The organism is Haloparvum alkalitolerans (assembly GCF_055381565.1).
In genome coordinates this window covers 2594867-2621286 of sequence record NZ_AP043938.1, presented here as the reverse complement: position 1 = coordinate 2621286, position 26420 = coordinate 2594867, and the positions used below count along the sequence as shown (strand labels likewise).

24 protein-coding genes, 1 tRNA gene and 3 rRNA genes are annotated in these 26420 nt (G+C 66.5%); 18 read left to right on the top strand and 10 right to left on the bottom strand.

All coding sequences use genetic code 11. The features are described 5' to 3' along the window. Positions 1 to 5: 5 nt before the first annotated feature. Together ACZ432_RS15280 and ACZ432_RS15275 are read right to left on the bottom strand one after the other, a co-directional pair. On the bottom strand, positions 6 to 2123 hold the full coding sequence (locus tag ACZ432_RS15280; protein WP_426964409.1) for a DEAD/DEAH box helicase: 2118 nt from the start codon (positions 2121 to 2123) through the stop codon (positions 6 to 8). A 57-nt stretch (positions 2124 to 2180) separates the two neighbouring features. After that, on the bottom strand, positions 2181 to 2768 hold the full coding sequence (locus tag ACZ432_RS15275; protein WP_426964410.1) for a hypothetical protein: 588 nt from the start codon (positions 2766 to 2768) through the stop codon (positions 2181 to 2183). Between the two features lie 1267 nt (positions 2769 to 4035). Between ACZ432_RS15275 and ACZ432_RS15270 the strand changes: the two genes are divergently transcribed. Beyond that, on the top strand, positions 4036 to 5238 hold the full coding sequence (locus ACZ432_RS15270) for a Cdc6/Cdc18 family protein (RefSeq protein WP_058365743.1): 1203 nt from the start codon (positions 4036 to 4038) through the stop codon (positions 5236 to 5238). 66 nt (positions 5239 to 5304) lie between these two features. Here the strand turns inward: ACZ432_RS15270 and ACZ432_RS15265 are convergent, their stop codons facing one another. Further along, positions 5305 to 5865 (bottom strand): TATA-box-binding protein, encoded by a 561-nt coding sequence (locus ACZ432_RS15265; protein ID WP_426964411.1) that lies wholly within the window; start codon positions 5863 to 5865, stop codon positions 5305 to 5307. 620 nt (positions 5866 to 6485) lie between these two features. Between ACZ432_RS15265 and ACZ432_RS15260 the strand changes: the two genes are divergently transcribed. The 5 genes from ACZ432_RS15260 to ACZ432_RS15240 all read left to right on the top strand — a co-directional run bounded on the left by ACZ432_RS15260 (position 6486) and on the right by ACZ432_RS15240 (position 12610). Then, positions 6486 to 7957 (top strand): 16S ribosomal RNA (locus ACZ432_RS15260). 127 nt (positions 7958 to 8084) lie between these two features. Continuing rightward, positions 8085 to 8156 (top strand) — tRNA-Ala (locus ACZ432_RS15255). 200 nt (positions 8157 to 8356) lie between these two features. Then, positions 8357 to 11269 (top strand): 23S ribosomal RNA (locus ACZ432_RS15250). A 103-nt stretch (positions 11270 to 11372) separates the two neighbouring features. Beyond that, positions 11373 to 11494, top strand: a 5S ribosomal RNA gene (gene rrf / locus ACZ432_RS15245). Together the 16S, 23S and 5S rRNA genes with 1 tRNA gene alongside form the textbook arrangement of a ribosomal RNA operon. 474 nt (positions 11495 to 11968) lie before the next feature. Next, positions 11969 to 12610 carry a hypothetical protein gene (locus ACZ432_RS15240; protein WP_426964275.1) on the top strand — a complete coding sequence of 214 codons (642 nt, stop codon included), beginning with the start codon at positions 11969 to 11971 and terminating at the stop codon, positions 12608 to 12610. Positions 12611 to 12628: 18 nt separating this feature from the next. Here the strand turns inward: ACZ432_RS15240 and ACZ432_RS15235 are convergent, their stop codons facing one another. Then, entirely contained in the window at positions 12629 to 12913 is a 285-nt protein-coding gene (locus ACZ432_RS15235) for a hypothetical protein (protein ID WP_426964274.1), read from the bottom strand. 172 nt (positions 12914 to 13085) lie between these two features. Here ACZ432_RS15235 and ACZ432_RS15230 point away from each other — a divergent pair, with 172 nt between their 5' ends. Then, positions 13086 to 13943, top strand: a complete 858-nt coding sequence (locus ACZ432_RS15230; RefSeq protein WP_426964281.1) for a DMT family transporter — start codon at positions 13086 to 13088, stop codon at positions 13941 to 13943. Between the two features lie 66 nt (positions 13944 to 14009). Here the strand turns inward: ACZ432_RS15230 and ACZ432_RS15225 are convergent, their stop codons facing one another. Beyond that, on the bottom strand, positions 14010 to 14519 hold the full coding sequence (locus tag ACZ432_RS15225; RefSeq protein ID WP_426964272.1) for an SRPBCC family protein: 510 nt from the start codon (positions 14517 to 14519) through the stop codon (positions 14010 to 14012). 285 nt (positions 14520 to 14804) lie between these two features. Between ACZ432_RS15225 and cyaB the strand changes: the two genes are divergently transcribed. The 3 genes from cyaB to ACZ432_RS15210 all read left to right on the top strand — a co-directional run bounded on the left by cyaB (position 14805) and on the right by ACZ432_RS15210 (position 17243). Continuing rightward, complete coding sequence (cyaB, locus tag ACZ432_RS15220) at positions 14805 to 15374, top strand: class IV adenylate cyclase (protein WP_426964270.1); 570 nt, start codon at positions 14805 to 14807, stop codon at positions 15372 to 15374. Positions 15375 to 15511: 137 nt separating this feature from the next. Further along, a complete protein-coding gene (locus ACZ432_RS15215; protein WP_058366666.1) occupies positions 15512 to 16714 on the top strand; it encodes a methionine adenosyltransferase in 1203 nt (400 codons plus the stop codon). Positions 16715 to 16787: 73 nt separating this feature from the next. After that, entirely contained in the window at positions 16788 to 17243 is a 456-nt protein-coding gene (locus ACZ432_RS15210) for a DUF5804 family protein (RefSeq protein WP_426964268.1), read from the top strand. A gap of 51 nt (positions 17244 to 17294) precedes the next feature. Here the strand turns inward: ACZ432_RS15210 and ACZ432_RS15205 are convergent, their stop codons facing one another. Together ACZ432_RS15205 and ACZ432_RS15200 are read right to left on the bottom strand one after the other, a co-directional pair. Next, positions 17295 to 17768, bottom strand: coding sequence for a hypothetical protein (locus tag ACZ432_RS15205; RefSeq protein ID WP_426964267.1), 474 nt, complete (start codon positions 17766 to 17768; stop codon positions 17295 to 17297). A 66-nt stretch (positions 17769 to 17834) separates the two neighbouring features. Continuing rightward, positions 17835 to 18230, bottom strand: coding sequence for a winged helix-turn-helix transcriptional regulator (locus ACZ432_RS15200; protein WP_426964265.1), 396 nt, complete (start codon positions 18228 to 18230; stop codon positions 17835 to 17837). Positions 18231 to 18299: 69 nt separating this feature from the next. Between ACZ432_RS15200 and ACZ432_RS15195 the strand changes: the two genes are divergently transcribed. The 4 genes from ACZ432_RS15195 (at position 18300) to ACZ432_RS15180 (ending at position 20205) form a co-directional block, all read left to right on the top strand. Next, the gene (locus ACZ432_RS15195; protein ID WP_426964264.1) at positions 18300 to 18749 is read left to right on the top strand and encodes a DoxX family protein; all 450 of its coding nucleotides are present in this window, start codon (positions 18300 to 18302) and stop codon (positions 18747 to 18749) included. Positions 18750 to 18827: 78 nt separating this feature from the next. Beyond that, positions 18828 to 19307 (top strand): VOC family protein, encoded by a 480-nt coding sequence (locus ACZ432_RS15190; protein WP_426964262.1) that lies wholly within the window; start codon positions 18828 to 18830, stop codon positions 19305 to 19307. Beyond that, positions 19304 to 19945, top strand: coding sequence for a flavin reductase family protein (locus ACZ432_RS15185; protein ID WP_426964261.1), 642 nt, complete (start codon positions 19304 to 19306; stop codon positions 19943 to 19945). The genes ACZ432_RS15190 and ACZ432_RS15185 overlap by 4 nt, the downstream gene beginning before the upstream one ends. A 137-nt stretch (positions 19946 to 20082) precedes the next feature. Further along, positions 20083 to 20205, top strand: a complete 123-nt coding sequence (locus tag ACZ432_RS15180) for a hypothetical protein (RefSeq protein ID WP_281176555.1) — start codon at positions 20083 to 20085, stop codon at positions 20203 to 20205. A 140-nt stretch (positions 20206 to 20345) separates the two neighbouring features. Here the strand turns inward: ACZ432_RS15180 and ACZ432_RS15175 are convergent, their stop codons facing one another. Together ACZ432_RS15175 and ACZ432_RS15170 are read right to left on the bottom strand one after the other, a co-directional pair. Beyond that, on the bottom strand, positions 20346 to 21155 hold the full coding sequence (locus tag ACZ432_RS15175) for a DUF2797 domain-containing protein (protein ID WP_426964260.1): 810 nt from the start codon (positions 21153 to 21155) through the stop codon (positions 20346 to 20348). 85 nt (positions 21156 to 21240) lie between these two features. After that, entirely contained in the window at positions 21241 to 21750 is a 510-nt protein-coding gene (locus ACZ432_RS15170; RefSeq protein ID WP_426964259.1) for a DUF5797 family protein, read from the bottom strand. A 129-nt stretch (positions 21751 to 21879) separates the two neighbouring features. On the opposite strand from ACZ432_RS15170, the gene ACZ432_RS15165 reads away from it, so the two are divergent. After that, a complete protein-coding gene (locus ACZ432_RS15165; protein ID WP_426964258.1) occupies positions 21880 to 22656 on the top strand; it encodes an enoyl-CoA hydratase/isomerase family protein in 777 nt (258 codons plus the stop codon). 102 nt (positions 22657 to 22758) lie between these two features. Further along, positions 22759 to 23169, top strand: coding sequence for a CBS domain-containing protein (locus ACZ432_RS15160; RefSeq protein WP_426964256.1), 411 nt, complete (start codon positions 22759 to 22761; stop codon positions 23167 to 23169). 10 nt (positions 23170 to 23179) lie between these two features. Here ACZ432_RS15160 and ACZ432_RS15155 read toward each other — a convergent pair whose 3' ends face one another. Beyond that, positions 23180 to 23458 carry an acylphosphatase gene (locus ACZ432_RS15155; RefSeq protein ID WP_426964255.1) on the bottom strand — a complete coding sequence of 93 codons (279 nt, stop codon included), beginning with the start codon at positions 23456 to 23458 and terminating at the stop codon, positions 23180 to 23182. Positions 23459 to 23544: 86 nt separating this feature from the next. On the opposite strand from ACZ432_RS15155, the gene ACZ432_RS15150 reads away from it, so the two are divergent. Together ACZ432_RS15150 and ACZ432_RS15145 are read left to right on the top strand one after the other, a co-directional pair. Beyond that, complete coding sequence (locus ACZ432_RS15150) at positions 23545 to 25056, top strand: phosphohexomutase domain-containing protein (RefSeq protein WP_426964254.1); 1512 nt, start codon at positions 23545 to 23547, stop codon at positions 25054 to 25056. A 177-nt stretch (positions 25057 to 25233) separates the two neighbouring features. Then, on the top strand, positions 25234 to 26385 hold the full coding sequence (locus tag ACZ432_RS15145) for a BMP family lipoprotein (RefSeq protein WP_426964253.1): 1152 nt from the start codon (positions 25234 to 25236) through the stop codon (positions 26383 to 26385). Positions 26386 to 26420 lie beyond the last annotated feature (35 nt).

Genomic DNA, 26420 nt, shown 5'->3' with positions numbered 1-26420 from the left:
TCGGATTACTCGTCCAGATTCGTCTCGCGGACGCGGACGCCTTTCTGTGCGAGGTGGCGCATCTGCCGCTGGGCGAACTCCTCCTCGGAGGAGCCCCGGGTCGCGAGGACGTAGACGAGCGCCGACCCGGTGGGGCGCATGGTTCGGCCCGCGCGTTGAGCGCCCTGCCGTCGTGAGCCGCCGAGCCCCGAGGCGACGACCGCCAGTTCCGCGTCCGGGAGGTCGATCCCCTCGTCGCCGACGCGGGAGACGACGAGCGTGTCGAGGTCGCCCTCTCGGAAGCGCTCGAACAGCCTGTTGCGCTCCCCGTGTCTGGTCTCACCGCTGATGAAGGGCGCCTCGAGCGCGGCCGCGAGATCCTTGCCCTGGTCGAGGTACTCCACGAACACGAGCGCCTTCTTGTCCGGGTGCTGGTCGAGGAGGCGCTCGGTCTCCTCGATCTTCGCGGGGTTCTCGGCCGCGATGCGTCTGCGCTCGCGCCCGCGCGTGCTGACGTACTCGTTGCGGGCCATCTCGTCGCGCCACGGGACGTACCGTATCTCGACCTCCGGCTCCTGGACGAAGCCGGCCTCGAACAAGGAGTCCCAGTCCGCGCCGATGGGCGGCCCGATGAGCGTGTAGATCTCCTCCTCGCTGCCCGTCTCTCGGACCGGCGTCGCGGAGAGCCCGAGCCGGTGTTTGGCCTGCAGCTCCGCGGACCGGGAGAAGACCGGGCTCGGGATATGGTGGGCCTCGTCGTAGACGATCAGGCCCCACTCGCGGGAGTCGAACAGGCTCCGGTGTCTGTCCATCCCCGCGGTCTGGTAGGTGGCGATCGTGACGGGCGCGATCTCCTTCTCGCCGCCGTGGTACTGACCGATGTCGTCGGGCTTCAGCGTCGAGTGTGCGAGCAGCTCCGCCTCCCACTGGTCGGCGAGTTCACGGGACGGAACGAGGACGAGGCTCTCGCCGCCGACCTCGGTGAGGGTGGCGACCGCGGCGACGGTCTTGCCGGAACCGGGCGGGCCGACGTACACGCCGGAGCGCTCGTCGAGGAACGTGTCGACCCACTCGCGCTGGTACTCGCGGAGGTCGGCGGTGAGCTCCGCCTCGATGGGGTCGCCGGACTCGAGGTCGCGGTCGTCCTGGACGGGGTATCCGGCCTCGTAGAGCGCGCGCTTGATCGACGCGACCGCGCGGTCGTCGATCCACGCCTCTGTCTCCGAGATCGGCGCCTGGATCTGCCCCTCTTCGAGGTGGTCCTCCGCGACGTTGCTGAGGAGGGTCTCCGAGGCCGCCTCCAGGACGACGTAGTCGTCCTCGTGGGTGTACAGTCGGAACCGGTTCGCGCGTTTCCACTGGTCCGTGATCCAGTCCTCGAGGTGCGGGTAGCGCCGCGGCAGCACTTCGCGGACGCTGGCGAGCAGGTCCTCGACGGTCTCGAACGGCGCCGCCCACACGTCCTCCTGTCTGACCCGGTAGAGGTAGCCGCGTGTCCCCGGACGCTTCCGGCTCGTCGCGCGGTTCTGACTGGCCGATTCCGATCGAGCCGCATCTGCTTCCGACCCTGCTTCCTCTGCTCCCGACCGTGCTGCCTCTGCTCCTGACCGTGCTGCCTCTGCTCCCGACTCTGCCGCGGCCGAGCTCGACCGTCCCGCTGCCGACCCGTCACCGCTCGTGTCGACGAGGTGGGCGAACTGGGCGAGTTGTGCGCGGGTGTACTGCGTCGGGTGGTCGACCACGATTTCGCGGCGGGTCGGAAAGACGACGACGCGCTCGCGCGTCGCGAGGTTGCCCCACTCTCGCGGGTAGTACACGACCGGGTCGGTTTCGACGTCGAGTCGGTCCGCTCGGTCCGCGTCCGCGAGCGCGTCCAGGCGGTCGCGGGCGGTCGCTTGCGAGACGCCGAGCCGGTTGGCCACCTGTTGGGCGGTCGCGAGGGGGCGTCCCTCGGCTTCGAGCGCGTCGTGGAACGCGGCCTCGTCGATGGCGGTGTCGTTGCCGGTGGCGTCGTTGGCAGGGGTATTGTTTCCGGTGGCGTCGTTGGCAGAGGTGTCGTCGATGGTGGCGCCGTTGGCGGAGGTGTCGTCGGCGGCGGCCTCCGTTTCTGACGTCTCGGTTTCGGAGGACCCGGGGTCAGCCATTGGACTGGTTTCGGTGTCCGGAAGGAAATGGGTGCCGCCTCCGGGTCCGGCCGCTTTTCAGTCCCGGCAGGGGCGGTCCCTGAGCCGGGCTTTCGACCGGAACCGGCGGTTGCAGTCGGCGCAGACGACGAACCCGTCGCCGGGGCGCGTCGAGATTCGGTGGTTCCCGACCACGAACGGGCGGTCCACGTCACAGGGTCGGATCTCGTCCGGAACGTGGCTGTCCGCGTCGGTGCTGAGCGCGGTCCGCAGGCGGATCGTGTGCACGTCCGCGGGTCCCCAGCGTCGGGAGGCCATCGCGCGGTCGCGGTCAACGACCTCCGTCCACGCGGTCACGACGACCGGAGAGGCGGTCTCGGTGTCCTCTACGACCACGACGACGCGGATCCCCTCCTCCACGAGCGCGAATCGCCAGCCTTCGGTGTCGTTCCACCTGAGCTGTCCGCGCCGGATCGCCTCGCTGACGAGTTCCGTCGACGCGTACCGTCCGGGCTGGCCGAGTCGCTCCAGAAAGTGGTCGGTCAGGGAGTAGCGAGTCGGGTCGCGGACCGGAGGGTCGGTCCTCGTGCGGCGTTTCGCGGACGGTCGATCCGCCCGGGGCAGGTCCCCGCGGGTCGGTCCTGAGTCCCCATTCCGGGATGCCACTAGTTCACAACACGAAGCCGTCCATTATGTACATTGCGGCGATGTGAGGTTGTGGTGATGTGAGGAGAAGACGCCTGCCGTGCCTGGACCCGCCGAAACCGGATCGCGTGGCCACACCGTGTTTCCGGTGAATCGGGGCGGGTTCGGAGACACCGTATTTCCGGTGAAGCGTACCGTCCCGGGACCTGGTTCGCGGAACCGAGACCGTTCCTCGGAGGAGGGGAGTCGTTCTCCCAGTTGCAGACACCACGTTTCCGGTGAACGCGGTCGGCCGCGGTTGGCCGTGGTCGGGTTACGGGACCCGTCGACAGTATCACACCGCGTTTCCGGTGAAACGGGTGGTGTTCTCGATGAAACGAGCGTCGTTCCGTGTCGGACCTTCGAGTCGTCTGGTCCGATCACGGAGAGGGACACCGCGTTTCCGGTGAATCGTTGTCGACCCGGTCCGGTGAATCTAACCCCAGTCCATTCAGGCCCCAGTGCAGTCTGCCCCAGTGTATTCAGGCCCCAGTGCAGTCTGCCCCAGTGTATTCAGGCCCCAGTGCAGTCTGCCCCAGTGTATTTGGACTCCAACGCATCCCGAACGTGCGGCGATTCCGCCGGGGGGCGACGGAGTTTCGTTAAAGACGAGCGGGAGTCGAGACGATCTCCGCGGACTGGTCCTGATGGTCTCCGTGGGCCATCGAGACCGTCTCCGCGGCCGTTCTTGACGGCCTTTGCAGACTTTCCTTCTGAATGCTTGTGATTCAGAATTAGATCGGACGAGAGTGACACACCGTGTTTCCGGTGAATCTCGGATGGAGGACGGATCAGTATACCTGGGATGGTTCCAGGAGGCACGGTGAAGACAAGAAACTTTATTAGAGTTTTCTGAGTACCATCCTTCGAGTCCACTGCGAAATACCTTAATTGATGGGCGCTGCAACTCGGTCGACTCGAACCGTCGGTGTTGGAGCTGTAGTCGAACGCCGCCGTTCAAACGACGGTATCTATCGGACTTCTGTAAACGCCCCACGAGTAGCGGAGCGTCGATAATAGGTTTCGAGCCCCGACTACCTTCGATTATCGGCTTTCGGTCGCCTTTCCCACCGTCACCACGCACCTCGTTTCCGGTGAAACTGAACCCCCGTTTCGACTCCCCCCCTCACCCCAACGAACGTATTTCACCGGAAACCCGGTGTGTGTGTCCTCTGCGCTTTCTAACACAACTGCCGTCTCACGCCCGCCGAAACACAATACATTTCACCGGAAACGCGGTGTCTCCCCTATGGACGCAGCGGACGACCTCTTCACGCGCGAGGATCCCATCTTCGCGAACAAAGAGCTCCTCGAGATCAGTCACTTACCGGGAGAGGGGCGCATCGTCGGCCGCGACGACGAGATCGCGGACCTCGCGACCGCGGTCAACCCCGCCATCTTCGGCCAGAGTCCCAGTAACGTCCTCATCTACGGCAAGACGGGCACCGGGAAGTCCCTCTGTGCGAAGTACGTCTCCCAGCGCCTCGTCGATACCGCCGGTGAAGAAGGCGTCAACGCCACCTTCGCGTACGTCGACTGCGCGCAGGACACGACGGAGACGCAGGCGGTCCAGACGATCGCCGACGGAGTCAACGACCCCGCCGAAACCGGGATCAACGTCCCCGACAAGGGGCTGTCCACCTCGACGTACTACAAACGCCTCTGGCGGATCCTCGACGAGCGATACGACGTGGTCCTGATCATCCTCGACGAGATCGATAAGCTCGACGACGACGCGATCCTGATGCAGCTCTCCCGCGCCGGCGAGGCCGGCAAGATCACCGACTGCAAACTCGGCGTCATCGGGATCAGCAACAAGATCCAGTACAAGGACCGGATGGACGAGCGCGTCAAGTCCAGTCTCTGTGAACGTGAGTTCGTCTTCCCTCCGTACGATGCGACGCAGCTCGGGGACATCATGGAGGCTCGATCCGACGCCTTCCACGACGGCGTGCTCGAACCGTCCACCGTCCCGCGCGCGGCCGCGCTCGCCGCCCGCGAACACGGTGACGCACGCAAAGCGATCGACATCCTCCGATACGCCGGCGAGATCGCACAGGGGAACGGCGAACGAACCGTCCGCGAGGAGTTCGTCACTCAGGCGCGCGAACGCGCCGAAACCGACCGGTTTCGCGAGCTCATCCGCGGGTCGACCCCCCACTCCCGATACGTCCTCCAGGCCCTCGCACTACTCTCCCTCTCGAGCGACAAACAGGACGGGTTCCGAACGAGCCGCGTCTACGAGATTTATGAGAACATCTGTCGCCAGGAGGGGTCGGACAGCCTCTCGTTGCGCCGCGTTCGCGACCTGCTGAAGGAACACGCCTTCCTCGACATCATCGAACAGTCGAAACACAGCGGTGGCAGCGCTGAGGGGAGCTACACCAAACACCAACTGTTGGAGGATCCGAAGGTCGTGAAGGACGTTCTTACTGAGGACACCGAAGGATAATCGCGCCGTGTCGGTGGCTGCTCGGGGTTCGATCGAAACTGTCGCGAAGCGGTGGCCGAGAACGCGCTATCCCAGCAGGCCGAGACTCTCGATCCGCTCGACGATCTCCTCGACGGCCCCTTCGGCGTCGTCCGTCTGCTTCCCGCCCGTGATCACGATCTTCCCGCTGCCGAACAGGAGGATGACGACCTCTGGTTCGTCCATCCGGTAGACGAGTCCCGGGAACTGTTCGGGCTCGTACTCCACGTCCTCGAGACCCAGACCGATCGCGAGCGCGTTCAGGTTCAGGTTGTGACCGAGATCAGCGCTCGAGACGATGTTCTGTACCGTGATGTCCGGATCTTCTTCGACGGGGATACTGAGTCCACGAAGCTTCTCGAAGATGATTCCGAGCGCCTCATGCACGTCGTCGATGCTCTTTGCGCCCGTGCACACGATCTTCCCGGAGCGGAAGATAAGTGCGGCCGCCTTCGGATCCTGGGTTCGGTACACTAACCCCGGGAAGTTGTCCGGATTGAAGTCCGCTCCAGGAAGGTCCTCAGCTAACGCTTCGAGGTCGAGTTCCTGCCCAATACCCGTCGATGCCACCACGTTTTGGATCTCGATTGATTCTGCGGGGTCTGCCATCGTTCGCTTTTATATGCACGCCCCTCCCTTATAAACGCCCGTGTTATCTGTGGGTCGTTTCCGGCAGCTCGAAACGTCTTCTCGGAGCTGTCTCCTCCGTCTCGATCGACTGTTCGTCGGAACTCGTCGAGTGTCGCGACACTGTCCTCTTCACGATGCGTGAAACCGCATGCCGTACGTCGATCGCTTCGACGGGGTTAAGTACTGGCCTGCCATTCGAATGAATGCGAAGAACGCTCCCGCGAGGGGGCGACCGGGACCCTTCGGGGTCTCGGGCGAGCGTTCCGACGCCCTTATGTGTGGGCGCCGATTCGGAACGTAATGCGAAGAACGCGACGCGAACTCGGACCGTTCAACCCGGTCCGCTTTCGCAGAGTCGGCCCGGTTTCCATGCCGACGTCGTCCGCGGGGGCTACCCCCAGGCGGCGCACTCCGACTCGACCCATGAGGATCCCACCCCTGCGGTCCGCCGTAAGACGGGATCTGATGTGAGCCAACGACGTTCGGTGTCACCCGCTTTCGCGTGTGACCCGAACACGGACCATGCAATGGTGCGAACCAGTCTGACTGGTTCAATCCGCCATACCCCCTTCGTGCCGGGAATCAGGCACGAAGGAACCATTCCGGTTGATCCTGCCGGAGGCCATTGCTATCGGGGTCCGATTTAGCCATGCTAGTTGCACGAGTTCAGGCTCGTGGCATATAGCTCCGTAACACGTGGCCAAACTACCCTTCGGAGGAAGATAACCTCGGGAAACTGAGGCTAATACTCCATACGCCGTCCCAACTGGAATGTGGGACGGACAGAAACGCTCCGGCGCCGAAGGATGTGGCTGCGGCCGATTAGGTAGACGGTGGGGTAACGGCCCACCGTGCCGATAATCGGTACGGGTTGTGAGAGCAAGAACCCGGAGACGGAATCTGAGACAAGATTCCGGGCCCTACGGGGCGCAGCAGGCGCGAAACCTTTACACTGCACGACAGTGCGATAAGGGGACCCCGAGTGCGTAGGCATAGAGCCTACGCTTTTGTACACCGTAGGGAGGTGTACGAATAAGAGCTGGGCAAGACCGGTGCCAGCCGCCGCGGTAATACCGGCAGCTCGAGTGATGGCCGATCTTATTGGGCCTAAAGCGTCCGTAGCTGGCTTTTCAAGTCCGTCGGGAAATCTCCCCGCTCAACGGGGAGGCGTCCGGCGGAAACTGAAGAGCTTGGGACCGGAAGGCGTGACGGGTACGTCCGGGGTAGGAGTGAAATCCTGTAATCCTGGACGGACCGCCGATGGGGAAACCACGTCACGAGGACGGATCCGACAGTGAGGGACGAAAGCTAGGGTCTCGAACCGGATTAGATACCCGGGTAGTCCTAGCCGTAAACGATGCCTGTTAGGTGTGACTCCCACTACGAGTGGGTGTTGTGCCGTAGGGAAGCCGCTAAACAGGCCGCCTGGGAAGTACGTCCGCAAGGATGAAACTTAAAGGAATTGGCGGGGGAGCACTACAACCGGAGGAGCCTGCGGTTTAATTGGACTCAACGCCGGACATCTCACCAGCATCGACTGTAGTAATGACGATCAGGTTGATGACCTTATCCGAGCTTCAGAGAGGAGGTGCATGGCCGCCGTCAGCTCGTACCGTGAGGCGTCCTGTTAAGTCAGGCAACGAGCGAGACCCGCATCCTTACTTGCCAGCAACATCGCGAGATGGTTGGGGACAGTAGGGAGACCGCCGCTGCTAAAGCGGAGGAAGGAACGGGCAACGGTAGGTCAGTATGCCCCGAATGTGCTGGGCAACACGCGGGCTACAATGGCCGAGACAGAGGGTTCCAACCCCGAGAGGGGACGGTAATCTCAGAAACTCGGTCGTAGTTCGGATTGTGGACTGAAACTCGTCCACATGAAGCTGGATTCGGTAGTAATCGCGTGTCAGAAGCGCGCGGTGAATACGTCCCTGCTCCTTGCACACACCGCCCGTCAAAGCACCCGAGTGAGGTCCGGATGAGGCTCCCGAGAGGGAGTCGAATCTGGGCTTCGCAAGGGGGCTTAAGTCGTAACAAGGTAGCCGTAGGGGAATCTGCGGCTGGATCACCTCCTACTGACCCGAGGGCCTCAGGCCCTCACCTTTCACTCATATGGTGTCGTGTTCGGTCACTCGCGAGAGCGGGCACTTTGGAACGTCGTTGGCTCACATTGCAGACAGCAGTACCCGCGCAGGCGGGTTGGGCTCATAGCTCAGTGGGAGAGTGCCTCCTTTGCAAGGAGGATGCCCTGGGTTCGAATCCCAGTGAGTCCATGTCAGGCTCCGGCCGAACCGCGCCCCTTAAGTGTGGGACGGCGGTGGGTTGGAGTAGACGACGACCGATGCACCACTCCGGGAAACCGCGGGTGGGAAGGGTTCGACGAACGCTCTGATGTCACAGAGCGATTCGATGACGACCGTGTATACGTGCGATCCAGACGCCCACTGAACTCAGTACCGAGTTCGTGGACGTATTCAACTGGCTACTGTGCCAGCTGGTGAATGGCTCGGCTCGAGAGCCGACGACGGACGTGCCAAGCTGCGATAAGCTCGAGGGACCCGCATGGAGGGAAAGAACTCGAGATTTCCGAATAGGAATCCCATTACAATTGCTCCGCGCAATAGGGAACTCCCCGAATTGAAACATCTCAGTAGGGGAAGGAAGAGAACGCAATAGCGATGTCGTTAGTAACCGCGAGTGACCGCGACACAGTCCAAACCGAAGCCCTCACGGGCAATGTGGTGTGTGGGCTGACTCTCATCGCGAGACCCCATATTCGAAGTCTCCTGGAACGGAGCGTGAGACAGGGTGATAACCCCGTAGAATGTGGCAGTACCGCGTGCGTCAGTACCCGAGTAGCAGGGATCGGATATTCTCTGTGAACGACTCAGGCATCCCCTGAGAAGACTAAACACTCCTCGAGACCGATAGCGAACAAGTAGCGTGAGCGAACGCTGAAAAGCACCCCGAGAAGGGCGGTGCAATAGGGCCTGAAATCAGTTGGCGATAGAGCGACAGGGCGTCAAAGGCGTCTCACAAAACGAGTCGGGAGCGATCCCGTAGTAGGACGTGAGACGAGCCGACGTCGTGTCGTACGTTTTGAAAAACGACCCAGGGAGTGTACTGGAATGGCGAGTCTAACCCGTTCATCGGGGGAGGCGCAGGGAAACCGATATGGCCGCAGCATTGCGAGGGCCGCCGTGTTCAAGCGCGGGGAGTCATTCCGGTACGACCCGAAACCAGGCGATCTATGCACGAGCAGGGTGAAGCGTGGCGAAAGCCACGTGGAGGCCCGTTAGGGGTGGTGTCCTACAATACCCTCCCGTGATTCGTGTATAGGGGTGAAAGGCCCATCGAGCCTGGCAACAGCTGGTTCCGACCGAAACATGTCGAAGCATGACCTCTTTTGAGGTAGCATGCGGGGTAGAGCGACCGATTGGGTGACCCGCCTCCGAGAGGAGTCGGCCACCCTGTCGAACTCCGAACCTGCGTGCGCCGTTGACGAAGGGAGTCCGGTGTGCGGGGTAAGCCTGTGCACCATGAGGGGAACAACCCAGAGCTGGGTTAAGGTCCCAAAGTGTGGATTAAGTGCGATTGGAAGGTGGTCTCAAGCCCTAAACAGCCGGGAGGTGAGCTTAGAAGCAGCTACCCTCTAAGAAAAGCGTAACAGCTTACCGGCCGAGGTTTGAGGCGCCCAAAATGATCGGGGCTCAAATCCACCACCGAGACCTGGCCGCACCCGTTACAGGGTGACCGCGTAGGTCGGCATACCGTTCGGATGGAAGCTCGGGTGAGAACTCGCGTGGACCGTTCGGTAACGAAAATCCTGGTCACAGTAGCAGCGAAAGTCGGGTGAGAACCTCGACGGCCACAAGAGCAAGGGTTCCTCGGCACTGTCAATCAGCCGAGGGTGAGCCGGTCCTGAGACTACTCGCAACTCGAAGTAGTCGACGGGAAACTGGTTAAGATTCCAGTGCCGTCACACAGCAAACGCCGACGCCGTGGGAAACGTTGAGCCGGACCATCGTCCGGTCGAATCGGAGAACCTCGTGGATGCCGTCATGGCAGGAAGCGAGAGAAGTCCGAGATAGCGCAAGTCAACGGTACCTAGGGCCCGTGAAAAGGCAAGTGTGACGACCGTACCGAGATCCGACACAGGTGCTCTGGCAGCGAAAGCCACGGCCTGTCGGGAGAACCGACGTTAGGGAATTCGGCAAGTTAGTCCCGTACCTTCGGAAAAAGGGATGTCTGCTCTCAGCGGAGCAGATCGCAGTGACTCGGGCGCTCCGACTGTCTAGTAACAACACAGGTGACCGCAAATCCGCAAGGACTCGTACGGTCACTGAATCCTGCCCAGTGCGGGTATCTGAACACCAAGTACAATTGGACGAAGGACCCGTCAACGGCGGGGGTAACTATGACCCTCTTAAGGTAGCGTAGTACCTTGCCGCTTCAGTAGCGGCTTGCATGAATGGATAAACGAGAGTGCCACTGTCCCAACGTTGGACCCGGTGAACTGTACGTTCCAGTGCGGAGTCTGGAGACCCCCAAGGGGAAGCGAAGACCCTATAGAGCTTTACTGCAGGCTGTCGCTGAGACGTGGTCGCCGATGTGCAGCATAGGTAGGAGCCGTTACACAGGTATCCGCGCTAGCGGATCACCGAGGCATCAGTGAAATACTACCCGTCGGTGACTGCGACTCTCACTCCTGGCGGAGGACACCGGTAGCCGGGCAGTTTGACTGGGGCGGTACGCGCTCGAAAAGATATCGAGCGCGCCCGAAGATCATCTCAGCCGGGTCGGGAATCCGGCGAAGAGTGCAAGAGCAAAAGATGGTCTGACAGTGTCGTTCCCAACGAGCGACGCTGACGCGAGAGCGTGGTCTAGCGAACCTACGAGGTTCCGGAATGGGACCCGTAGATGACAGAAAAGCTACCTTAGGGATAACAGAGTCGTCACTCGCAAGAGCACATATCGACCGAGTGGCTTGCTACCTCGATGTCGGTTCCCTCCATCCTGCCCGTGCAGAAGCGGGCAAGGGTGAGGTTGTTCGCCTATTAAAGGAGGTCGTGAGCTGGGTTTAGACCGTCGTGAGACAGGTCGGCTGCTATCTATTGGGGGTGTTGAAGGTGCCTGACGTGAACGAACGTATAGTACGAGAGGAACTACGTTTGGTCGCCACTGGTGTACCGGTTGTTCGGAAGAGCAATGCCGGGTAGCCACGCGACACGGGGTAAGAGCTGAACGCATCTAAGCTCGAAACCCACATGGAAACGAGGCACCGCGGAGGTCATTCGTAGAAGACGAGTTAGATAGACTCGGGATGTACGCGCTAAGGCAACGAGGCGTTGTAGTCCACGAGCACTAACAGACCGAGCCACACTCATGCCACGGTTCGGTATTGGGTTCAGGCGGTAGCTGGATCGCACGTATACACGGTAGTCGTAACCGACGTTGGCGTATCTCGGTTCGATTCCGGGAGTCGGCATAAAGACGGCCATAGCGGTGGGGAAAGACCCGTACCCATTCCGAACACGGAAGTGAAGCCCACCTGCGTGCCGGGTAGTACTGGAGTGGGAGACCCTCTGGGAGTACCGGTTCGCCGTCTGCCCATTCATACGCACATTCATACGCGGATACATTCAGTGGCGAGCGGCAGTGCTGTAGAAGTCGTGTTGTAAGGTGGTTCTGTGAGGCGAGGTGCGTTGGATAGCGGCCGCGCCGTGCAGCCGGCCCGAGAGTGGGCGGCCGGAGTCGTGTGGAGTCCACGAAACGACGGGATACTCGCGGCACAGCGGCTAAAATCGCTTTTTGACCGGTGTTTTTATCAATTCTCCACGCGGATAATGAGTAAATGGGGGACCGCGGCCGGGACGAACAACGGATCGTTCTCTCGGCGCGGTCCGACCGTGCTCTCGCATCCGTCCCGAATGATTGCGGCCCGGTCGATCTCGTCACTCTCCTGTACGACGGTACGCCAACGGAGTGGCGACGCATGTGGCGCACGGAGACCGGGTCGGCACCGCGGCGCGAGCTGTTGTGTAACGTCGGAACATTGTCTCGGGGAGCCACGGCGTCCTCCGGCGTGGACTCGCCCGCGCAGGTGCTTCCGGAGCGCGATCTCGCGCTGCGGACCCTCGAACGGCCGGTCGACGCCGAGGGGTTCGCCGACACCGTCGCTGCGAGCCTGGGTGCGTCCGATTCGGATACGGTCGTGGTGTATCTGGATGCCCTCGGCGAGTTGATCGCTGACGCGGGGTGCGAGGAGACCGTCGCTGCTCTGGAGCGACTTCGGGACGATCTGCCTTCGTCCGGAGTCGTCGTCTGCGGGATCGATGCCGACGCGGTCGACCGAGCGACGTTCGAGCGGATCGAGGGCCTCGCGGACGAGGTTGTCGGTCCTTCGGAGGGTGATGTCGGCGGAGCAGTCGAACGGTTGCGACGATCCGACCCGACGAACTTCGGATACGCGCGTCGGCACTGGCGAGAGGCGAGACGGGGCATCGAACGGTGCGAGCGGAACTATCCGAAGGCGAAGCAGATCCATCGCCGTCTCGCCGATCCGGCGACGACGCCGCGGACCCTCGGGGCGACGCTCAAGGCGTTCGTCGATCTGGGAATCATCGACGTGTGGTCCGACACCGTCGGGCCGACGCGGTACGACCTCACCGCCTATGACGCGAGGCGGCTCCTCGAGGCAGGTGAGGCGCTGGACGCGAACGGCTGAGCGACTTCCGTCGACGACTCACTCCGCGTCGGGCGGTTCGGGCGGTGACAGGTCGCTTGCGACGACGCTTCCGTCGGGGTCGAGCGTCACCGTCCCGAGCGACACGGTTTCCCCCGACTCGGCGGTTTCGGCGACGGTTCGGAGCACCGGTTCCTTCTCGAGTCGGTCCCAGACCGCTTCGGCGACGAGCTGCTGGAACGCTTCGGGGTCGGTCCACCCCGAGTCGATGTCCGAGGGGACGTGTACCACCACGCGGAACTCCGTCTCCGTGAGCTGGATGCCGACACCGAACGTGTCTGCCATGGTCGATCTCGAGGGTGGTGAGGGCAAAGGTGCACCGGCTGCAAGCCGCGGGTTGCAGCGCGTCCGATCCGCCGACTCCCCGCCCGGATGAACGTCCGAAAGGGGTAAGCCCGTTCCGTCGGAAAGCGCGGCCGTGAGCGCCCACGAAGCGGAGGACCCTGCTGTCGCGCCGATGGTCGGAGTGGGCGCCGCCGTGCTCGCTATCAGCACCGGAGCGATCCTCGTGCGGCTTAGCGAGGCGCCGAGTTCCGTCGCCGCCTTCTACCGCGTGCTCTTCACGACCCTCCCGCTGTTGCCGGTTGCGCTGTGGCGGTATCGGGAGGACTTCCGACGGCTAACCCCCCGAGACCTCGGATTTGCGGTCCTCTCCGGAGTCGCGCTCGCTATCCACTTCGCGGCGTGGTTCGAGAGCCTCTCGTGGACGAGCGTCGCCGCGAGCGTGACGATCGTCCAGGCACAACCCGTGTTCGTGGCGGCGGGGGCGTGGCTATTCCTCCAGGAGACGGTGACGCGCCGCATGACCGTCGGGATCGCGGTCGCGGTCTGTGGCGTGGTGGTGATGTCGCTCGGCGACTTTCTCGGCGGCGTCCTCGTGGGTGCGGCCCCGCTGTACGGCAACGCGCTCGCGCTTCTCGGAGCGGTAACCGCAGCCGGGTACGTCCTCGCCGGGCGGTCGCTTCGGGCACGCGTGTCCCTGGTCCCGTACGTCGTCGTCGTGTACGCCGTCTGCTCGGTCGCGTTGCTCGGGGTCGTTCTCGCGGGCGGTCACTCGCTGACGGGGTATCCGATGGACGAATGGGCGATCTTCGCGGGGTTGGCGCTCGGCCCGGGCCTGTTCGGGCACACGGTCATCAACTGGGCGCTGGGTCACCTCGAGTCGAGCGTCGTTTCGGTGTCGATGCTGGGTGAGCCGGTCGGTGCCACGCTGCTGGCGCTGGTGATACTGGCCGAGGTGCCGACTGGGTATACGGTCGCCGGCGGCACGGTCGTGCTCGTCGGTATCCTCCTCACCGCGCAGGGGCGACCCTGACTCGCCGCGGGGCCGTCCCGAGGGGCCGACACGTCGGCGGGCAGCACCGTCCGTCGGGCGCCCGGGTCAGCGGGATTCGGACACGGGCACGTCGTGGCCTTCCAACGCCGCGCGTGTGCGGCGATGCCTGTCGCGGAACATGCCCTCGAACCCGACCTTCGCGAGGGGACCGAGGGCGTCTCCGACGGCGCCGAACGGGAGCCGGTAGCGGACGGTGTCGATGAGGACCGTCTCGTCGCCGTCGGCGAGGAACGCGTGCGTGTGCTCCCACTTGCGGAACGGGCCCTCTCGCATCTCGTCGACGAAGACGGCGTCGTCCTCGGATCGTCGGCGGTCGGTGATCACGGAGACCCAGCGCTGGCGGGGGACGACGCCGAGGGGGCCGACCGACATCCGGATCCGCGTGCCCGTCGCCAGCTCATCCGGTTCCTGCTCGCCGTCGGGGCCACGGACCTCCTCGATACGGAGGTGCATCCAGTCGGGTGTGAGCCGCTCGAGGCCCGCCGTCGTGGCGTGGAACTCCCAGACCTCTTCGAACGGCGCCGCGACCCGCGTCCGGCGGCGGTACGTCGGCATACGTGCGTCTTCGGGGCGGAGGTTGAAAAACCCGAGTCCGGACGGCCTCGCGACCGTTCCGATATCGCACGGTGCCGCGGGATACCGCAACTGCGCCGCACGGCATCGGCCCGCACGGCACCGTCCCCGCTGGAACCACCTTGCACGGCACCGCCTCCGCTGGAAACTCCTTGCACGGCACCGCCCGCACAGCACCGTCCGGGGTCGTTTTCTGAACGATGGGGCGCTGCGGGTCTACCGGCCGGTCCCGGGGTTCTTTTGTCTCTGCCGGGCGCTCCCACGGACATGTACGAAGTCGAGTTGAAGGTTCCCGCCGACCTCGACGCTGTCCGTGAGCGGTTAGAGGCCGCGGGCGCCCAGCGGGAGACGGCGCTCGAACAGGTCGACACCTACTACGACGCCCCCGACCGCGACTTCGCCGAGACCGACGAGGCGCTCCGGCTCCGGGAGGAGACGCCGCTCGACGGTGAAGGCGGTTCCGAGGACGGTTCGGCGCCGACGACGAAGGTCACCTACAAGGGGCCGCTGGTGGACGACGACTCCAAGAGCCGGGAGGAACACGAGACGGCGGTGGCTGACGGGTCGGCGATGGCGGGCGTTCTGGAGGGTCTGGGCTACGAGCCGGCCGCCACGGTTCGCAAGGAACGGACCTTCTACGCGTTCGAGGGGCTCACGGTCACGTTGGACGCGGTCGACGAGGTGGGCGAGTACGTCGAGGTGGAGACGGCCGTCGCCACCGAGGCGGAGGTTCCCGCGGCCCGCGACCGAGCCGCGGCCGCACTGCGTGACCTCGGTCTCGACCCCGACGACGGGATCAGGACCTCCTACCTCGGAATGCTTCTCGCGGGAGAGTGACCCGGAAGAAGGCGTGAGGTCGTGACGGCTGTCGTCAGAAACCGGGGCAATCGTTGCCAGACCATAACCCGAGAGCATCAGACGCAGCCGGACTGTTTCCGCAAGTTATACTGCGACCGACCGGGTAGCCGGGGGCAATGAGCCGCAACATTCAGGTAAGCCGCCTCGACCGACAGGCGGTCGAGGACCAGGACGTGGAGATCGTGGAGCGCAAGGGGGTCGGCCATCCCGACTCCATCAGCGACGGCATCGCGGAGTCCGTCTCGCGCGCCCTCTCGCAGCTCTACCTCGACCGCGTCGGCAAGGTCCTCCACTACAACACCGACGAGACGCAACTCGCTGCGGGCTCGGCCGCGCCCGCCTTCGGCGGCGGCGAGGTCGTCGAGCCCATCTACATCCTGATCGTCGGCCGCGCGACGAAGGAGTACGAGGGGCAGCACCTCCCGGTCGACTCCACCGCGCTCGCGGCCGCCCGCGAGTACCTCGCCGAGACGGTCCCCGAGTTGGAGTACGGTACCGACGTGATCGTCGACGTGAAGCTCGGCGAGGGGTCGGGCGACCTGCAGGACGTGTTCGGCGAGGACGAACAGCAGGTCCCGATGGCCAACGACACCTCCTTCGGCGTCGGCCACGCCCCGCTCACCGAGACCGAGCGCATCGTCCACGAGGCCGAGCGCGAACTCAACACGACCTACTACGAGGACCACCCCGAACTCGGCCCGGACGTGAAGATCATGGGCAAACGCGAGGGCGACCGCATCGACATCACGGTCGCGGCCGCGATGGTCGACGCGTACGTCGACGACCTCGACGACTACGACGACGCGGTCGCGGACGTGCGCGAGTTCGTCCTCGACCTCGCGGAGGACCACACCGACCGCGAGGTGAACGTCGACGTCAACACGGCCGACGATTACGAGGACGGCTCGATCTACCTTACGGTCACCGGCACCTCCGCGGAGCAGGGCGACGACGGCTCGGTCGGCCGCGGCAACCGCGCGAACGGTCTCATCACGCCGAACCGCCCCATGTCGATGGAGGCGACTTCGGGCAAGAACCCCGTCAACCACATCGGGAAGATCTACAACCTGCTGTCGACGGAGATCGCCGAGTCCGTCACCGACGAGGTCGACGGCATCCGTGACCTGCAGGTCCGCCTGCTCTCGCAGATCGGCCGCCCCATCGACGAGCCGCACGTCGCGGACGCGCAGGTCGTCACCGAGGACGGCGTCGAGCTCTCGGACATCGAGGCGGACGTCGCCGCCATCGTCGACCGTGAACTCGCCGACGTGACCGAGGTGACGCGCCGCGTCATCGAGGGCGACGTTTCGACCTTCTGATCGGCGACCGGCGAGGACACGCTCCCCGCCGCGGACCACAACCGATTTGGCCGGCGGGCGGGTCGATCCGGGTATGACGACGGTGTGTCTCGTGGGCGACCCGGAGGTGACCCTCCAGTACGAACTGTTGTCCCGCGAGACCGCACGCGACGCGCTCGCGACTTACGACATCGCGGAGCCGTTCGCCAACAGCCTCGCCGTGGAGACGGTGAGCCTGGGCGCGGCGGTGTCGCTGCTGAACGACCTCAACTGGTACTGCGTTCGCTTCGTCGACGAGGCGCTCGTCAGGGAACCCTCCGTGTCGCGCGAGGAGTGGCTCTCGCGTGACCTCGCGACCCGGATTCGGGACGGAACGGTCCGCCCCGCGGAGACGGATCAGCGGCTGAAGATCTACGCCGTCGACGAGGACGATCGACTCGTCGACCCAGTCTTCGCGGTGCGCGAGCAGGGCGAGACCCCGACCCACGAGCGCGGGGACGACGGCGAGACGGTCGTCGTGCGTGTGACCGAGGACGAGTTCGAGGGCTGATGGTCGGTCGAGCGCCGACTCACGCCCCCGGCGTCGTAACCGCCGCCGCCACTAACCGTCGGCGGCGTCGTCGAGCACGCCGAGTTCCGCGAGCGCGCGGAGGGTGACGAGGGCCTCGACGACCGCGCGCTCTTCGGGGTCGTCCGTCCCGGCGACGCTCCCTCCGTCCTCGGCGGCCGCGAGCGTCCGGCGGGCGCGTTCGACGCGCCGCGCCTCCAGTTCGGTCTGGTCGGTCGCTTCCTTCGCCGCGGTGAACAGCGCCTCGTGGTCCGCGCGGAGGTCCAGCGAAACGTGCGCGGCGTTGCACCTGGAGAGCGGGTGCGTGTCGAGGTCGCACACGAGGTCCCGGACGAGCGCCCAGTCGCTCTCGCAAAAGCCCAGCGACACCGTGCCGACCACGTCGCGCCACGAGATGGGGTCGCCGTTCTCCATCAGTCCGAGCGCCCGCGGCGGGACCTCGATCCGGGAGGAGACCTCCTCGCGGCCGCAGAGACAACAGGGGGTCCGAGTCAGGCCGGCGTACATGGGAACGAGGGCGGCAGGGCTGGTGGCGTCGTCGCTGCTACGGCCGGTTCGCCCCCACGGCCGGCGTCAGGCGTCACACTCGGCGAGCCACTCGAAGGCCCACGACTCGATCTCCGAGAACACCTCGGAGAGGGACTCCCCCTTGTCGGTGAGGCTGTAGTAGGTCGCGACCGGGGCGTCCTCCTCCAGTCGGCGCGCGACGAAGCCGAGTTCCTGGAGGTCGTCGAGGACCCGCGAGAGCGTGCGCGAGTTGGCGTCCGTCGCGCGCTTGAGCTCGTTGAACCGGCGCTCGCCGTCCTGCAGCTCGTGGAGGACAACGAGCCGCCACTTGGACCCGATCTGCTCGATGGAGTCGACGATCGGACAGGCGCCCGGGTCCGTCCCCTCCACCGGGGCCGGCGCGTCGCCGCGTTCCGCGTCCGCCGCCTCGGGGCCGGCCGTGAGAGATTCTGGCGATGACATCGGTGTTACCTGGTGAGACGGTTGTCCGGGAACCCCTATAAGGGTTCGGTTCATACACGTGGTTACACGATGATACCTGAAATCGCGACGCTACCGCTTCAGTTCGACACCGCCCTCGCGGGCGAGATCTTCCTGCTCGGCCGGCTCCTGTTCGGCGGGGTGCTGGCGTTCATGGGCCTGAACCACTTCATGAACCTCGAGCAGATGGCCGGCTACGCGGAGTTCAAGGGCCTCCCGGCGCCGAGCTTCTCGGTGATCGCCTCCGGCGCGGTCCTCGTGCTCGGCGGACTCGGGGTCGCCCTCGGTGCGTTCCCCGTGATCGCGGCTGGCGGCCTCGCCGTCTTCCTGATCGTCTCCGCGGTGACGATGCACGACTTCTGGACCGTCGACGACCCCGAGGAACAGCAGAACGAGATGACCTCGTTCCTGAAGAACGTCTACGGTGCGGGCGCCGCGCTCGCGCTGCTGGCCGTCGGCGGGGCCTCCTGGCCCTACGCGGTCGGCATCGGCCTCTTCTGAGGACGCCGCGTCGTTCGACTGCTCCTCCGGCCCGCATAGCTAACTGACTGCCCCACTCATTCGGACTCACTCATACTCATGACCGACGCGCCACCCACCACCGGCTTGCACCACGTGACGAACATCTGTACCGACATGGACGAGACGGTCGCCTTCTACGAGGACGCCCTCGGCTGGCACACCGTCAAGCGCACGCAGAACTACGACGACCCCGGGACGAAACACTACTACTTCTCGCCCACGCCCGCGGGCGAGCCCGGCGCCACCGTCACCTACTTCGAGTATCCGGACTCCCGGGGCGCGCCCGGACCGGGCGCGAGCCACCACTTCGCGTTCGGCGTCGAGGACGAGGAGACGCTGGCGGAGTGGCGCGAGCACCTCAAGGAGCAGGGCGTCCGCGTCTCGCAGGTGAAGGACCGGACCTACTTCAAGAGCGTCTACTTCAGCGACCCGGACGGGCTCGTCTTCGAGCTCGCCACCGAGGGGCCGGGGTTCGGCGTCGACGAGGCGGAGCCGGGCAGCGCCGAGATCGACCCGTTCGCGGACGGCGACGAATGACGGACCCTGTCCCGGAGGGCGGGTCCGAGGACGCGGAGCGGAGCGACCGCCGCGTCCGCGGGGGCGAGCCGGACGCGTTCGGCTCCCCGTACCGGCTGCTGTCGGGCGCCGTGGTCCCCCGGCCCATCGCCTGGGTTTCCTCGCGCGGCCCGGCCGGCGAGAACCTCGCGCCGTACAGCTTCTTCAACGTGGTCGCGGTCGACCCGCCGGTCCTGATGTTCGCGCCGGTCGCGACGACGACCGCGCCGAAGGACACGCTCGCGAACGCCCTGGAGACGGAGGCGTTCGTCGTCAACGTCGTCACCGCGGACCTGGTGGAGTCGATGAACGCGTCCAGCGCGACGCTCCCGCCGGACGAGAGCGAGTTCGAGCACGCGGGCGTGACGCCCGTCGAGGCCGAGCGCGTCGACGCGCCGCGCGTCGCCGAGGCGAAGGTGAGCTTCGAGTGCGAACTGTCCGACGCGATCGAAGTCGGGGGATCCACCATGGTCCTCGGCGAGGTCGTCTACGCGCACGTTGACGAGGCCGTCACGACCGAAGGGAAACTCGACACGGAGAAACTGGACGCGGTCGGCCGCCTTGCCGGGAACTGGTACGCGGGCACCGACGACCGGTTCGAGATCGAGCGCCCGCCGTAGCGACCCCAGCGCTCCGGGCCGTCCGGCGGCGCGTGCGCCGTGTCGGCGTTCTATATAAGGGCATAAGTATGCTAATAATGGTTATAACCATATTCGCCGAAGCACATTTATACCGAACCGCGTTACTCGGTGTCACGATGACCGACTCCGACCGACGAACGATGAAGGACGTCTCCCACACGGCACCGAACGACACCTCTGCGGACGCGGTCTGGGGACGCGGCCGCGACCGCGAGCCGGAAGAAGAGGAAGAGGAGTAACGCCCGGCGCGTCGACGCTGCTTCCGTCTCGTCTCTCACCGCGGAGCGGCTGCTCCGGCCTCTCTCACCGGGAGTGACCGTTCCGGCTTCTCACCGCGGATCGACCGTTCCGGCTTCTCACCGCGAGCGTCGGCACTCCCTCACTCGCCGAACGCGCCGAGGCTCGACTGGAGGTCCCGGTCGGCCCGCCCCTCGGCCACCTCGTAGCCGACCAGGTCGCGCATGTCGACCGCGTACGTCGACCCGCCGCGCTCGAGGACGAGCAGGCGGCCCTTCGTTCCGACCACGGTCCCCGCCGCCATCGTCTCGGCCATCGGGCGCTCCGCGAGGTCGAGGCCGTAGTCGAAGTCGAACCGCTCCGTCACGTCGAACCGGTCGAGCAGGCTCGCCCACGCGCCGTCGTCCACGTCGGCAGCGAGGCCGGCACGCTTCGTGGGGATCCGCACGCGGTCGACGAGGTCCGACCCCTCCGCGAGCCCGGCCTCGATCTCGCGGGCGACCCGTCCGTTCTCGACGGTCCTGACGTGAGCCGCGCGGTCGGCGCCCTGCTCGCGGAGCCGAGTTTCGAGCCGCCACAGGCGCGTGACGCCGACCTTGAAGCGGTCGGGGGCGAACGCCGCCAGGTAGACGGCGTGGTCCTCGTAGCAGTCCATCTCGTCTTTCAGACACGTCCCGGTACACCGCGCGCAGACCCAGACGTGCGAGTGGGCGTCGCAGTAGGGCGCCTCGGGCGCGTCGCAGGGGACGTGGGTCCCCTCGTGGACCGTGCCGGCACAGCGCCGCTCGCCGAGCGCGTAGTCAAGTTCGGTGCCCGGCGTCAGGTCGAGATACGTCACGTCGCCGTCGCGGGTCGCGTCGCCGCCGGCCGCGCTCGCGCCGTTCGCGTCGTCCGCGTCGCCGCGGCTCAACAGGAGGCCGGCGTCGCCCGCGTCGTACCCGACGATCTGCACGGGAGCGCGTACGCCCGCGGGCGGCTTAGGCCTGTCCGTCGGCGGGAACGGTGAAACTGAGCGGGAGAACGGGGGAGCGTCGGGGCTACTCGGCGACCTCGACGGTCACGGCGTCGCGCTCGACCGCGAGTCGGAAGGTCGGGACGGTGCGGTAGACCACTTCGACGACGTTCTTGCGCTCCAGACTGCGGAGCGCGCGGCGGACGTCGTCCACGTCGGGGTCGATGCCGAACGTCTCGCGGAGGTCGTTGAGTACCGAGACGACGGACTGCGAGCGCTCCTCGGGGCCGGCGACGACCTCGAACACCCGCGCCTGCAGTTCGGGCACGCGTATCGTGTCCGGGACGCCGCCGGGTTCGGCGTCGGCGTCGGACTCCACGCCCGGTTCCACGTCGACGAGGTCGGCCGCCTCGCTCGTGGCGCGGATCAGGCTGTCGTCGTCGCGGAAGTAGTAGTCCGTGAGGTGGCTTTCGAGGTAGCCGTGGACCTCGCTGCCGCTCTCCATCCCCCACGCCTCCTGTAGCTCGGCGTTTTTCGTCGGCTGGAGCCGGACCACGTCCGCGAGCCGGTCCAACTCCTCGTCGCTCAGTCCCATCTTGCGAAGCGGTTCGCGGCCGCCACAAATGGACGTTCCGGAACCGCGGCGCGAGCGGTCGGGCGCGTTCTGGGACCGGCCGGGACGGTCCGGGGAACGGTTTTCACCCCTCCCGCCCACGGGTCGGGCATGGCCGCAGACACGGTGACGCTGGAGATCGACGACGCGGGGGTCGCCACGGTGACGGTCGACCGCCCGGAGAGCCTCAACGCGTTGAACGTCCCCACCCTGGAGGCGCTGGAGGACGCGCTCGCGGAGGCGCGGGAGGCGGAGGCCCGCGCGCTGGTCCTGACCGGCGCGGGCGAGAAGGCGTTCGTCGCGGGCGCGGACATCTCCTACATGCGGGACCTCTCGACGCCGGAGGCGCAGGCGTACGCGGAGCTCGGTCATCGGATCGCCAGCGGGCTCGCGGAGTTCCCCGCGCCGACCATCGCCGCGATCAACGGCTACGCCTTCGGCGGCGGCTGTGAACTCGCCATCGCCTGCGACCTGCGCGTCGCCTCCGAGCGCGCCACGCTCGGACAGACGGAGGTGGAACTCGGTATCGTCCCCGGCTGGGGCGGCACGCAGCGACTCCCCCGACTGGTGGGCGACGAGACCGCGCGCCGGCTGATCTTCTTCGGCGACCGCGTCGACGCGACCGACGCCCACGAGATGGGGCTCGTCGGCGAGGTCGTCGCGCACGACCAGCTCGAGGACCGCGTCGCGGAGCTCGCGGGGGAGCTCGCCGCCGGCCCGCGCCACGCGCTCGCGGCCGCCAAGGAGTCGATCAACGCCGGCTACGAGGGATCCCGCGAGGCGGGGCTCGCGTTCGAGCGCCGGACGTGGGCGGGGCTGTTCGGCACCCGCGACCAGCGCGAGGGGATGGACGCGTTCCTCGACAAGCGCGACCCCGAGTTCGAGTAGCCCGACGCGCTTGGGTCCGCCCCGAGAGCCGCCCCGAGAGTCGCCCCGACCGCGGGAGGGCATGGCGACACCCTTTTGTCCGCGCCTGTGTCACGGTTAGCCATGCAAGACGTTCTCGTCGCCCGCGTGATGAGCACCGACCCCGTGACGGTGACGCCGGACACCTTCGTCGAGCCGGCCGCGGACCTGATGCTCGATCAGGGGATCGGTTCGCTGCTCGTCGTCGGCGAGGACGGCGCGCTGCGGGGGATCCTCACCACGACGGACTTCGTCGCCATCGTCGCCGCGAGCAAGCCGAAGGCCGAGACGACCGTCGAGCGTTACATGTCGACGGACGTGGTGACCGCCGGTGCACAGGACTCCGTCCAGGAGGTCGCGAACCTGATGACCGAGCACGGCTTCCACCACGTGCCGGTCGTCGACGAGGAGGAGGGACTCATCGGTATGGTCTCCACGACGGACATCGCGAAGTACGTCGCCGGACTCGACACGGCCGCCGCCGACGTGGTCTGAGGCGAGCCGGCTACCAGCGGACCTCGAACCCCTCGATCCCCTCCGGGTCCTCCCACGTCACCGCCACGTCGTCGACGTCGGCGGCGGGGCTGCCGGTCTCGCACCACGCGACTAGCTCCTCGACGGCGGGCGTGGGTCCCTCGAAGACCGCCTCCACTCGACCGTCGTCGAGGTTTCTGACCCAGCCGTCGACCCCTTTCTCGCGGGCCGCGTCGCGGGTGTTCGCGCGGTAGTAGACGCCCTGTACGGTCCCGGAGACGTGGACGTGTGCGCGGGTGCGCTCGCTCATGCGGAACGGATCGCGGCCGGCGAACTTCAAACGGACGCCCGCGCGCAACCGACGGCTTCTAACGCGCGCCGGCCGACGACTCGCCCATGGAACTGTTCGGTACCGCAGGGATCCGCGGCGGCGTCGAGGACCGGGTGACGCCGGCCCTGGCGCTCGCGGTCGGCAGCGCGGTCGGCGCGATAGCGCGGGAAGCGGCGGAGGAACCGGGGGCCGGCTCCGAGGACCCGGCCGAGGGCGAGCCACCGGAGGTCGTCGTCGGACGCGACGGTCGCGTGACCGGCCCGGCGCTCGCGGCGGCGGCGGAGGCCGGACTGAGCGCCGCGGGCTCGAAGGTCCTCCGGGCGGGCGTGCTCCCCACGCCGGCGCTGGCGTACGCCGCCCGCGAGCGCCACGGCGTGATGCTCACCGCCTCGCACAACCCGCCGCACGACAACGGGATCAAGCTGTTCCGGGACGCGACGGAGTTCGACCGGGACATCGAGGCCGCCGTCGAGGAGCGCGTCGCGGACGACCCGTCCCCGACCGACTGGGACGCGTGGACCGACTCCGAGCGGATCGAGGTGCTCCCCGACTACCGCGCGGCCGTCGCCGACTACGCCCGGCGCTTCGGCGCGCCGCTCGACGGGCTCCGCGTCGCGGTCGACTGCGGCAACGGGATGGCGTCGGTCGCGACCCCGCAGGTCCTCCGGGAACTCGGCGCCGAGGTCGTCACGCTCAACGCCAACGTCGACGGGCACTTCCCCGGCCGCGGGAGCAAGCCGACCCCCGAGACGCTCGCGGACCTGCGCGCGTTCGTCGCGGACGCCAACGAGGACGTCGCGGCGCCCGGCCGACCGGGCGGAGCGGACGACGCCGGGGGAGAGAAAGCCGAGGACGGCGACGCCGAGGGGTTCGCCTTTGGCATCGGACACGACGGGGACGCGGACCGCATCGTCCTGATCGACGCCGACGGCGAGGTCGTCCACGAGGACACGGTGCTCGCGGTCCTCGCGGAGCACTACACGCGCGCCCACGACGGCGACGACCCGGTGGTCGTGACGACGCCGAACGCGTCCGGGCGCATCGACGAGCGCGTCGCGGCCGCGGGCGGGCGCGTCGAGCGCGTTCGGCTCGGCGCGCTCCACGAGGGTATCGCGAGCGTCGAGGCCGCGGCCGCCTCGGGCGAGGCGCCCGACGCCGAGGTGGTGTTCGCCGCGGAGCCGTGGAAGCACGTCCACGCCGGCTTCGGCGGCTGGATCGACGGCGTCTGCTCGGCGGCCGTGATCGCACGGCTCGTGGCCGCGGAGGGATTGGAGACCCTCCGCGAGCCCGTGACAGAACGCCCCTACCGCAAGGTCAGCGTCGACTGTCCCGACGACCGCAAGACCGGGGTGATGGCGCGCCTCGAGACGGCGCTCCCCGACGCGTTCCCCGAGGCGGACGTCTCGACCGAACACGGCGTCAGGCTGGAGTTCCCCGACGCCTCGTGGGTGCTGGTGCGTCCCTCCGGAACAGAGCCGTACGTCCGCGTCTACGCGGAGAGCGACGAGGTGGACGCGCTCGTCGAGGAGGCGAGCGGCGTCGTCGCCGACGCGGTCGACGGGGCGTCCGGGGCCTGACGGGACGACCCCCGGCGGTGTTTCTGGTGATCGATCCATACACCGCACGGAGGTGTACAGCGTCCCGCAGATCCGCCCGCGTTTCGGGCCGGAACGGGGGACGTGTCGGACGAACGTGCAATACGATGTCCGCATAGCGACGAATTTATGCCCGCGAGCGTTCCCGTTTCAGACGACATGGCATCCGATCCGAATCGGCGGCGGTTCATCAAGGCGGCAAGCGCGGCCGGTATCGTCGGGCTGGCGGGCTGTACCGGCGGTCCGGAGGACGGCGGCTCCGGCGGCGAGGAGACGGAGGGCGGCTCCGACGGGGAGGAGACGGAGACCGGCGGGGACGGCGAGACCGAGTCCGGCGGCGACGTGCCGGCGCACGTCGGCATGGTCTACTCCGACGGCGGCCTCGGCGACAACTCCTTCAACGACGCCGCCCGCGAGGGCGTCGTCCGTGCCGAAGAGGAGCTCGGCATCTCCTTCGACGAGTCCCAGCCCGAGGGGACCGGCGAGTTCGGCCAGTACCAGCAGCGCTACGCCAGCTCGACCGACCCCGATTACGACCTCGTCTCCTGTATCGGGTTCAACCAGACGGACGCGCTCGCGGAGAACGCGCCCCAGTTCCCCGAGCAGAACTTCATGCTCGTCGACTCCGTGCTGGAGGAGCCGAACGTCGCGAACTACGTGTTCAAGGAGCACGAGGGCTCGTTCCTGATGGGCGTGCTCGCGGGCAACCTGACGACGACCTCCTTCTCGGCCGGCGCGGGCCAGACGGCCGGCGACTCCACGAACGTCGGCTTCGTCGGCGGCGTCGACAGCCCGGTCATCCGCCGGTTCCAGGCCGGCTTCGAGGCCGGAGTCGACTACGCGACGGACGACGTCGACGTCATCACCAGCTACGTCGGGAGCTACTCCGACCCCTCCGGCGGGAAGGAGGCCGCGCTGTCGATGTACCAGAGCGGCGCGGACATCGTCTACCACGCCTCGGGCGCAACGGGCGTCGGCGTGTTCCAGGCGGCCCAGGAGGAGGGTCGGTTCGCGTTCGGCGTCGACCTCGACCAGTCGATCACCGAGCCGGAGTTCTCCGACGTGATCCTCGCGTCGATGGTGAAGCGCGTCGACAACGCGGTGTTCCAGTCCATCTCGAACGTGGTCGACGACGACCACCAGGGCGGCAGCGTCGTCGAACTCGGGCTGGAGTCCAACGGCGTGGAGTGCGTCTACGGCGACGAGATCGGCGGGGAGATACCCGACGACGCGACGACCGCCGTCAGCGACGCTCGCGACGCGATCATCGCCGGCGACATCGACGTCCCGACCGAGCCGGACGGCAACTGAGCCGTCCCGCTTCCGCGGTGCCGTCGACACGACGC

Excerpts from the sequence above, each read along its gene's own strand:
- ACZ432_RS15280 (WP_426964409.1), bottom strand. The coding sequence starts at position 2,123 with ATGGCTGACCCCGGGTCCTCCGAAACCGAGACGTCAGAAACGGAGGCC.
- ACZ432_RS15270 (WP_058365743.1), top strand. The coding sequence starts at position 4,036 with ATGGACGCAGCGGACGACCTCTTCACGCGCGAGGATCCCATCTTCGCG.
- ACZ432_RS15265 (WP_426964411.1), bottom strand. The coding sequence starts at position 5,865 with ATGGCAGACCCCGCAGAATCAATCGAGATCCAAAACGTGGTGGCATCG.
- ACZ432_RS15235 (WP_426964274.1), bottom strand. The coding sequence starts at position 12,913 with ATGGCAGACACGTTCGGTGTCGGCATCCAGCTCACGGAGACGGAGTTC.
- ACZ432_RS15230 (WP_426964281.1), top strand. The coding sequence starts at position 13,086 with ATGGTCGGAGTGGGCGCCGCCGTGCTCGCTATCAGCACCGGAGCGATC.
- ACZ432_RS15225 (WP_426964272.1), bottom strand. The coding sequence starts at position 14,519 with ATGCCGACGTACCGCCGCCGGACGCGGGTCGCGGCGCCGTTCGAAGAG.
- cyaB (WP_426964270.1), top strand. The coding sequence starts at position 14,805 with ATGTACGAAGTCGAGTTGAAGGTTCCCGCCGACCTCGACGCTGTCCGT.
- ACZ432_RS15215 (WP_058366666.1), top strand. The coding sequence starts at position 15,512 with ATGAGCCGCAACATTCAGGTAAGCCGCCTCGACCGACAGGCGGTCGAG.
- ACZ432_RS15210 (WP_426964268.1), top strand. The coding sequence starts at position 16,788 with ATGACGACGGTGTGTCTCGTGGGCGACCCGGAGGTGACCCTCCAGTAC.
- ACZ432_RS15205 (WP_426964267.1), bottom strand. The coding sequence starts at position 17,768 with ATGTACGCCGGCCTGACTCGGACCCCCTGTTGTCTCTGCGGCCGCGAG.
- ACZ432_RS15200 (WP_426964265.1), bottom strand. The coding sequence starts at position 18,230 with ATGTCATCGCCAGAATCTCTCACGGCCGGCCCCGAGGCGGCGGACGCG.
- ACZ432_RS15195 (WP_426964264.1), top strand. The coding sequence starts at position 18,300 with ATGATACCTGAAATCGCGACGCTACCGCTTCAGTTCGACACCGCCCTC.
- ACZ432_RS15190 (WP_426964262.1), top strand. The coding sequence starts at position 18,828 with ATGACCGACGCGCCACCCACCACCGGCTTGCACCACGTGACGAACATC.
- ACZ432_RS15185 (WP_426964261.1), top strand. The coding sequence starts at position 19,304 with ATGACGGACCCTGTCCCGGAGGGCGGGTCCGAGGACGCGGAGCGGAGC.
- ACZ432_RS15180 (WP_281176555.1), top strand. The coding sequence starts at position 20,083 with ATGACCGACTCCGACCGACGAACGATGAAGGACGTCTCCCACACGGCA.
- ACZ432_RS15170 (WP_426964259.1), bottom strand. The coding sequence starts at position 21,750 with ATGGGACTGAGCGACGAGGAGTTGGACCGGCTCGCGGACGTGGTCCGG.
- ACZ432_RS15165 (WP_426964258.1), top strand. The coding sequence starts at position 21,880 with ATGGCCGCAGACACGGTGACGCTGGAGATCGACGACGCGGGGGTCGCC.
- ACZ432_RS15160 (WP_426964256.1), top strand. The coding sequence starts at position 22,759 with ATGCAAGACGTTCTCGTCGCCCGCGTGATGAGCACCGACCCCGTGACG.
- ACZ432_RS15155 (WP_426964255.1), bottom strand. The coding sequence starts at position 23,458 with ATGAGCGAGCGCACCCGCGCACACGTCCACGTCTCCGGGACCGTACAG.
- ACZ432_RS15150 (WP_426964254.1), top strand. The coding sequence starts at position 23,545 with ATGGAACTGTTCGGTACCGCAGGGATCCGCGGCGGCGTCGAGGACCGG.
- ACZ432_RS15145 (WP_426964253.1), top strand. The coding sequence starts at position 25,234 with ATGGCATCCGATCCGAATCGGCGGCGGTTCATCAAGGCGGCAAGCGCG.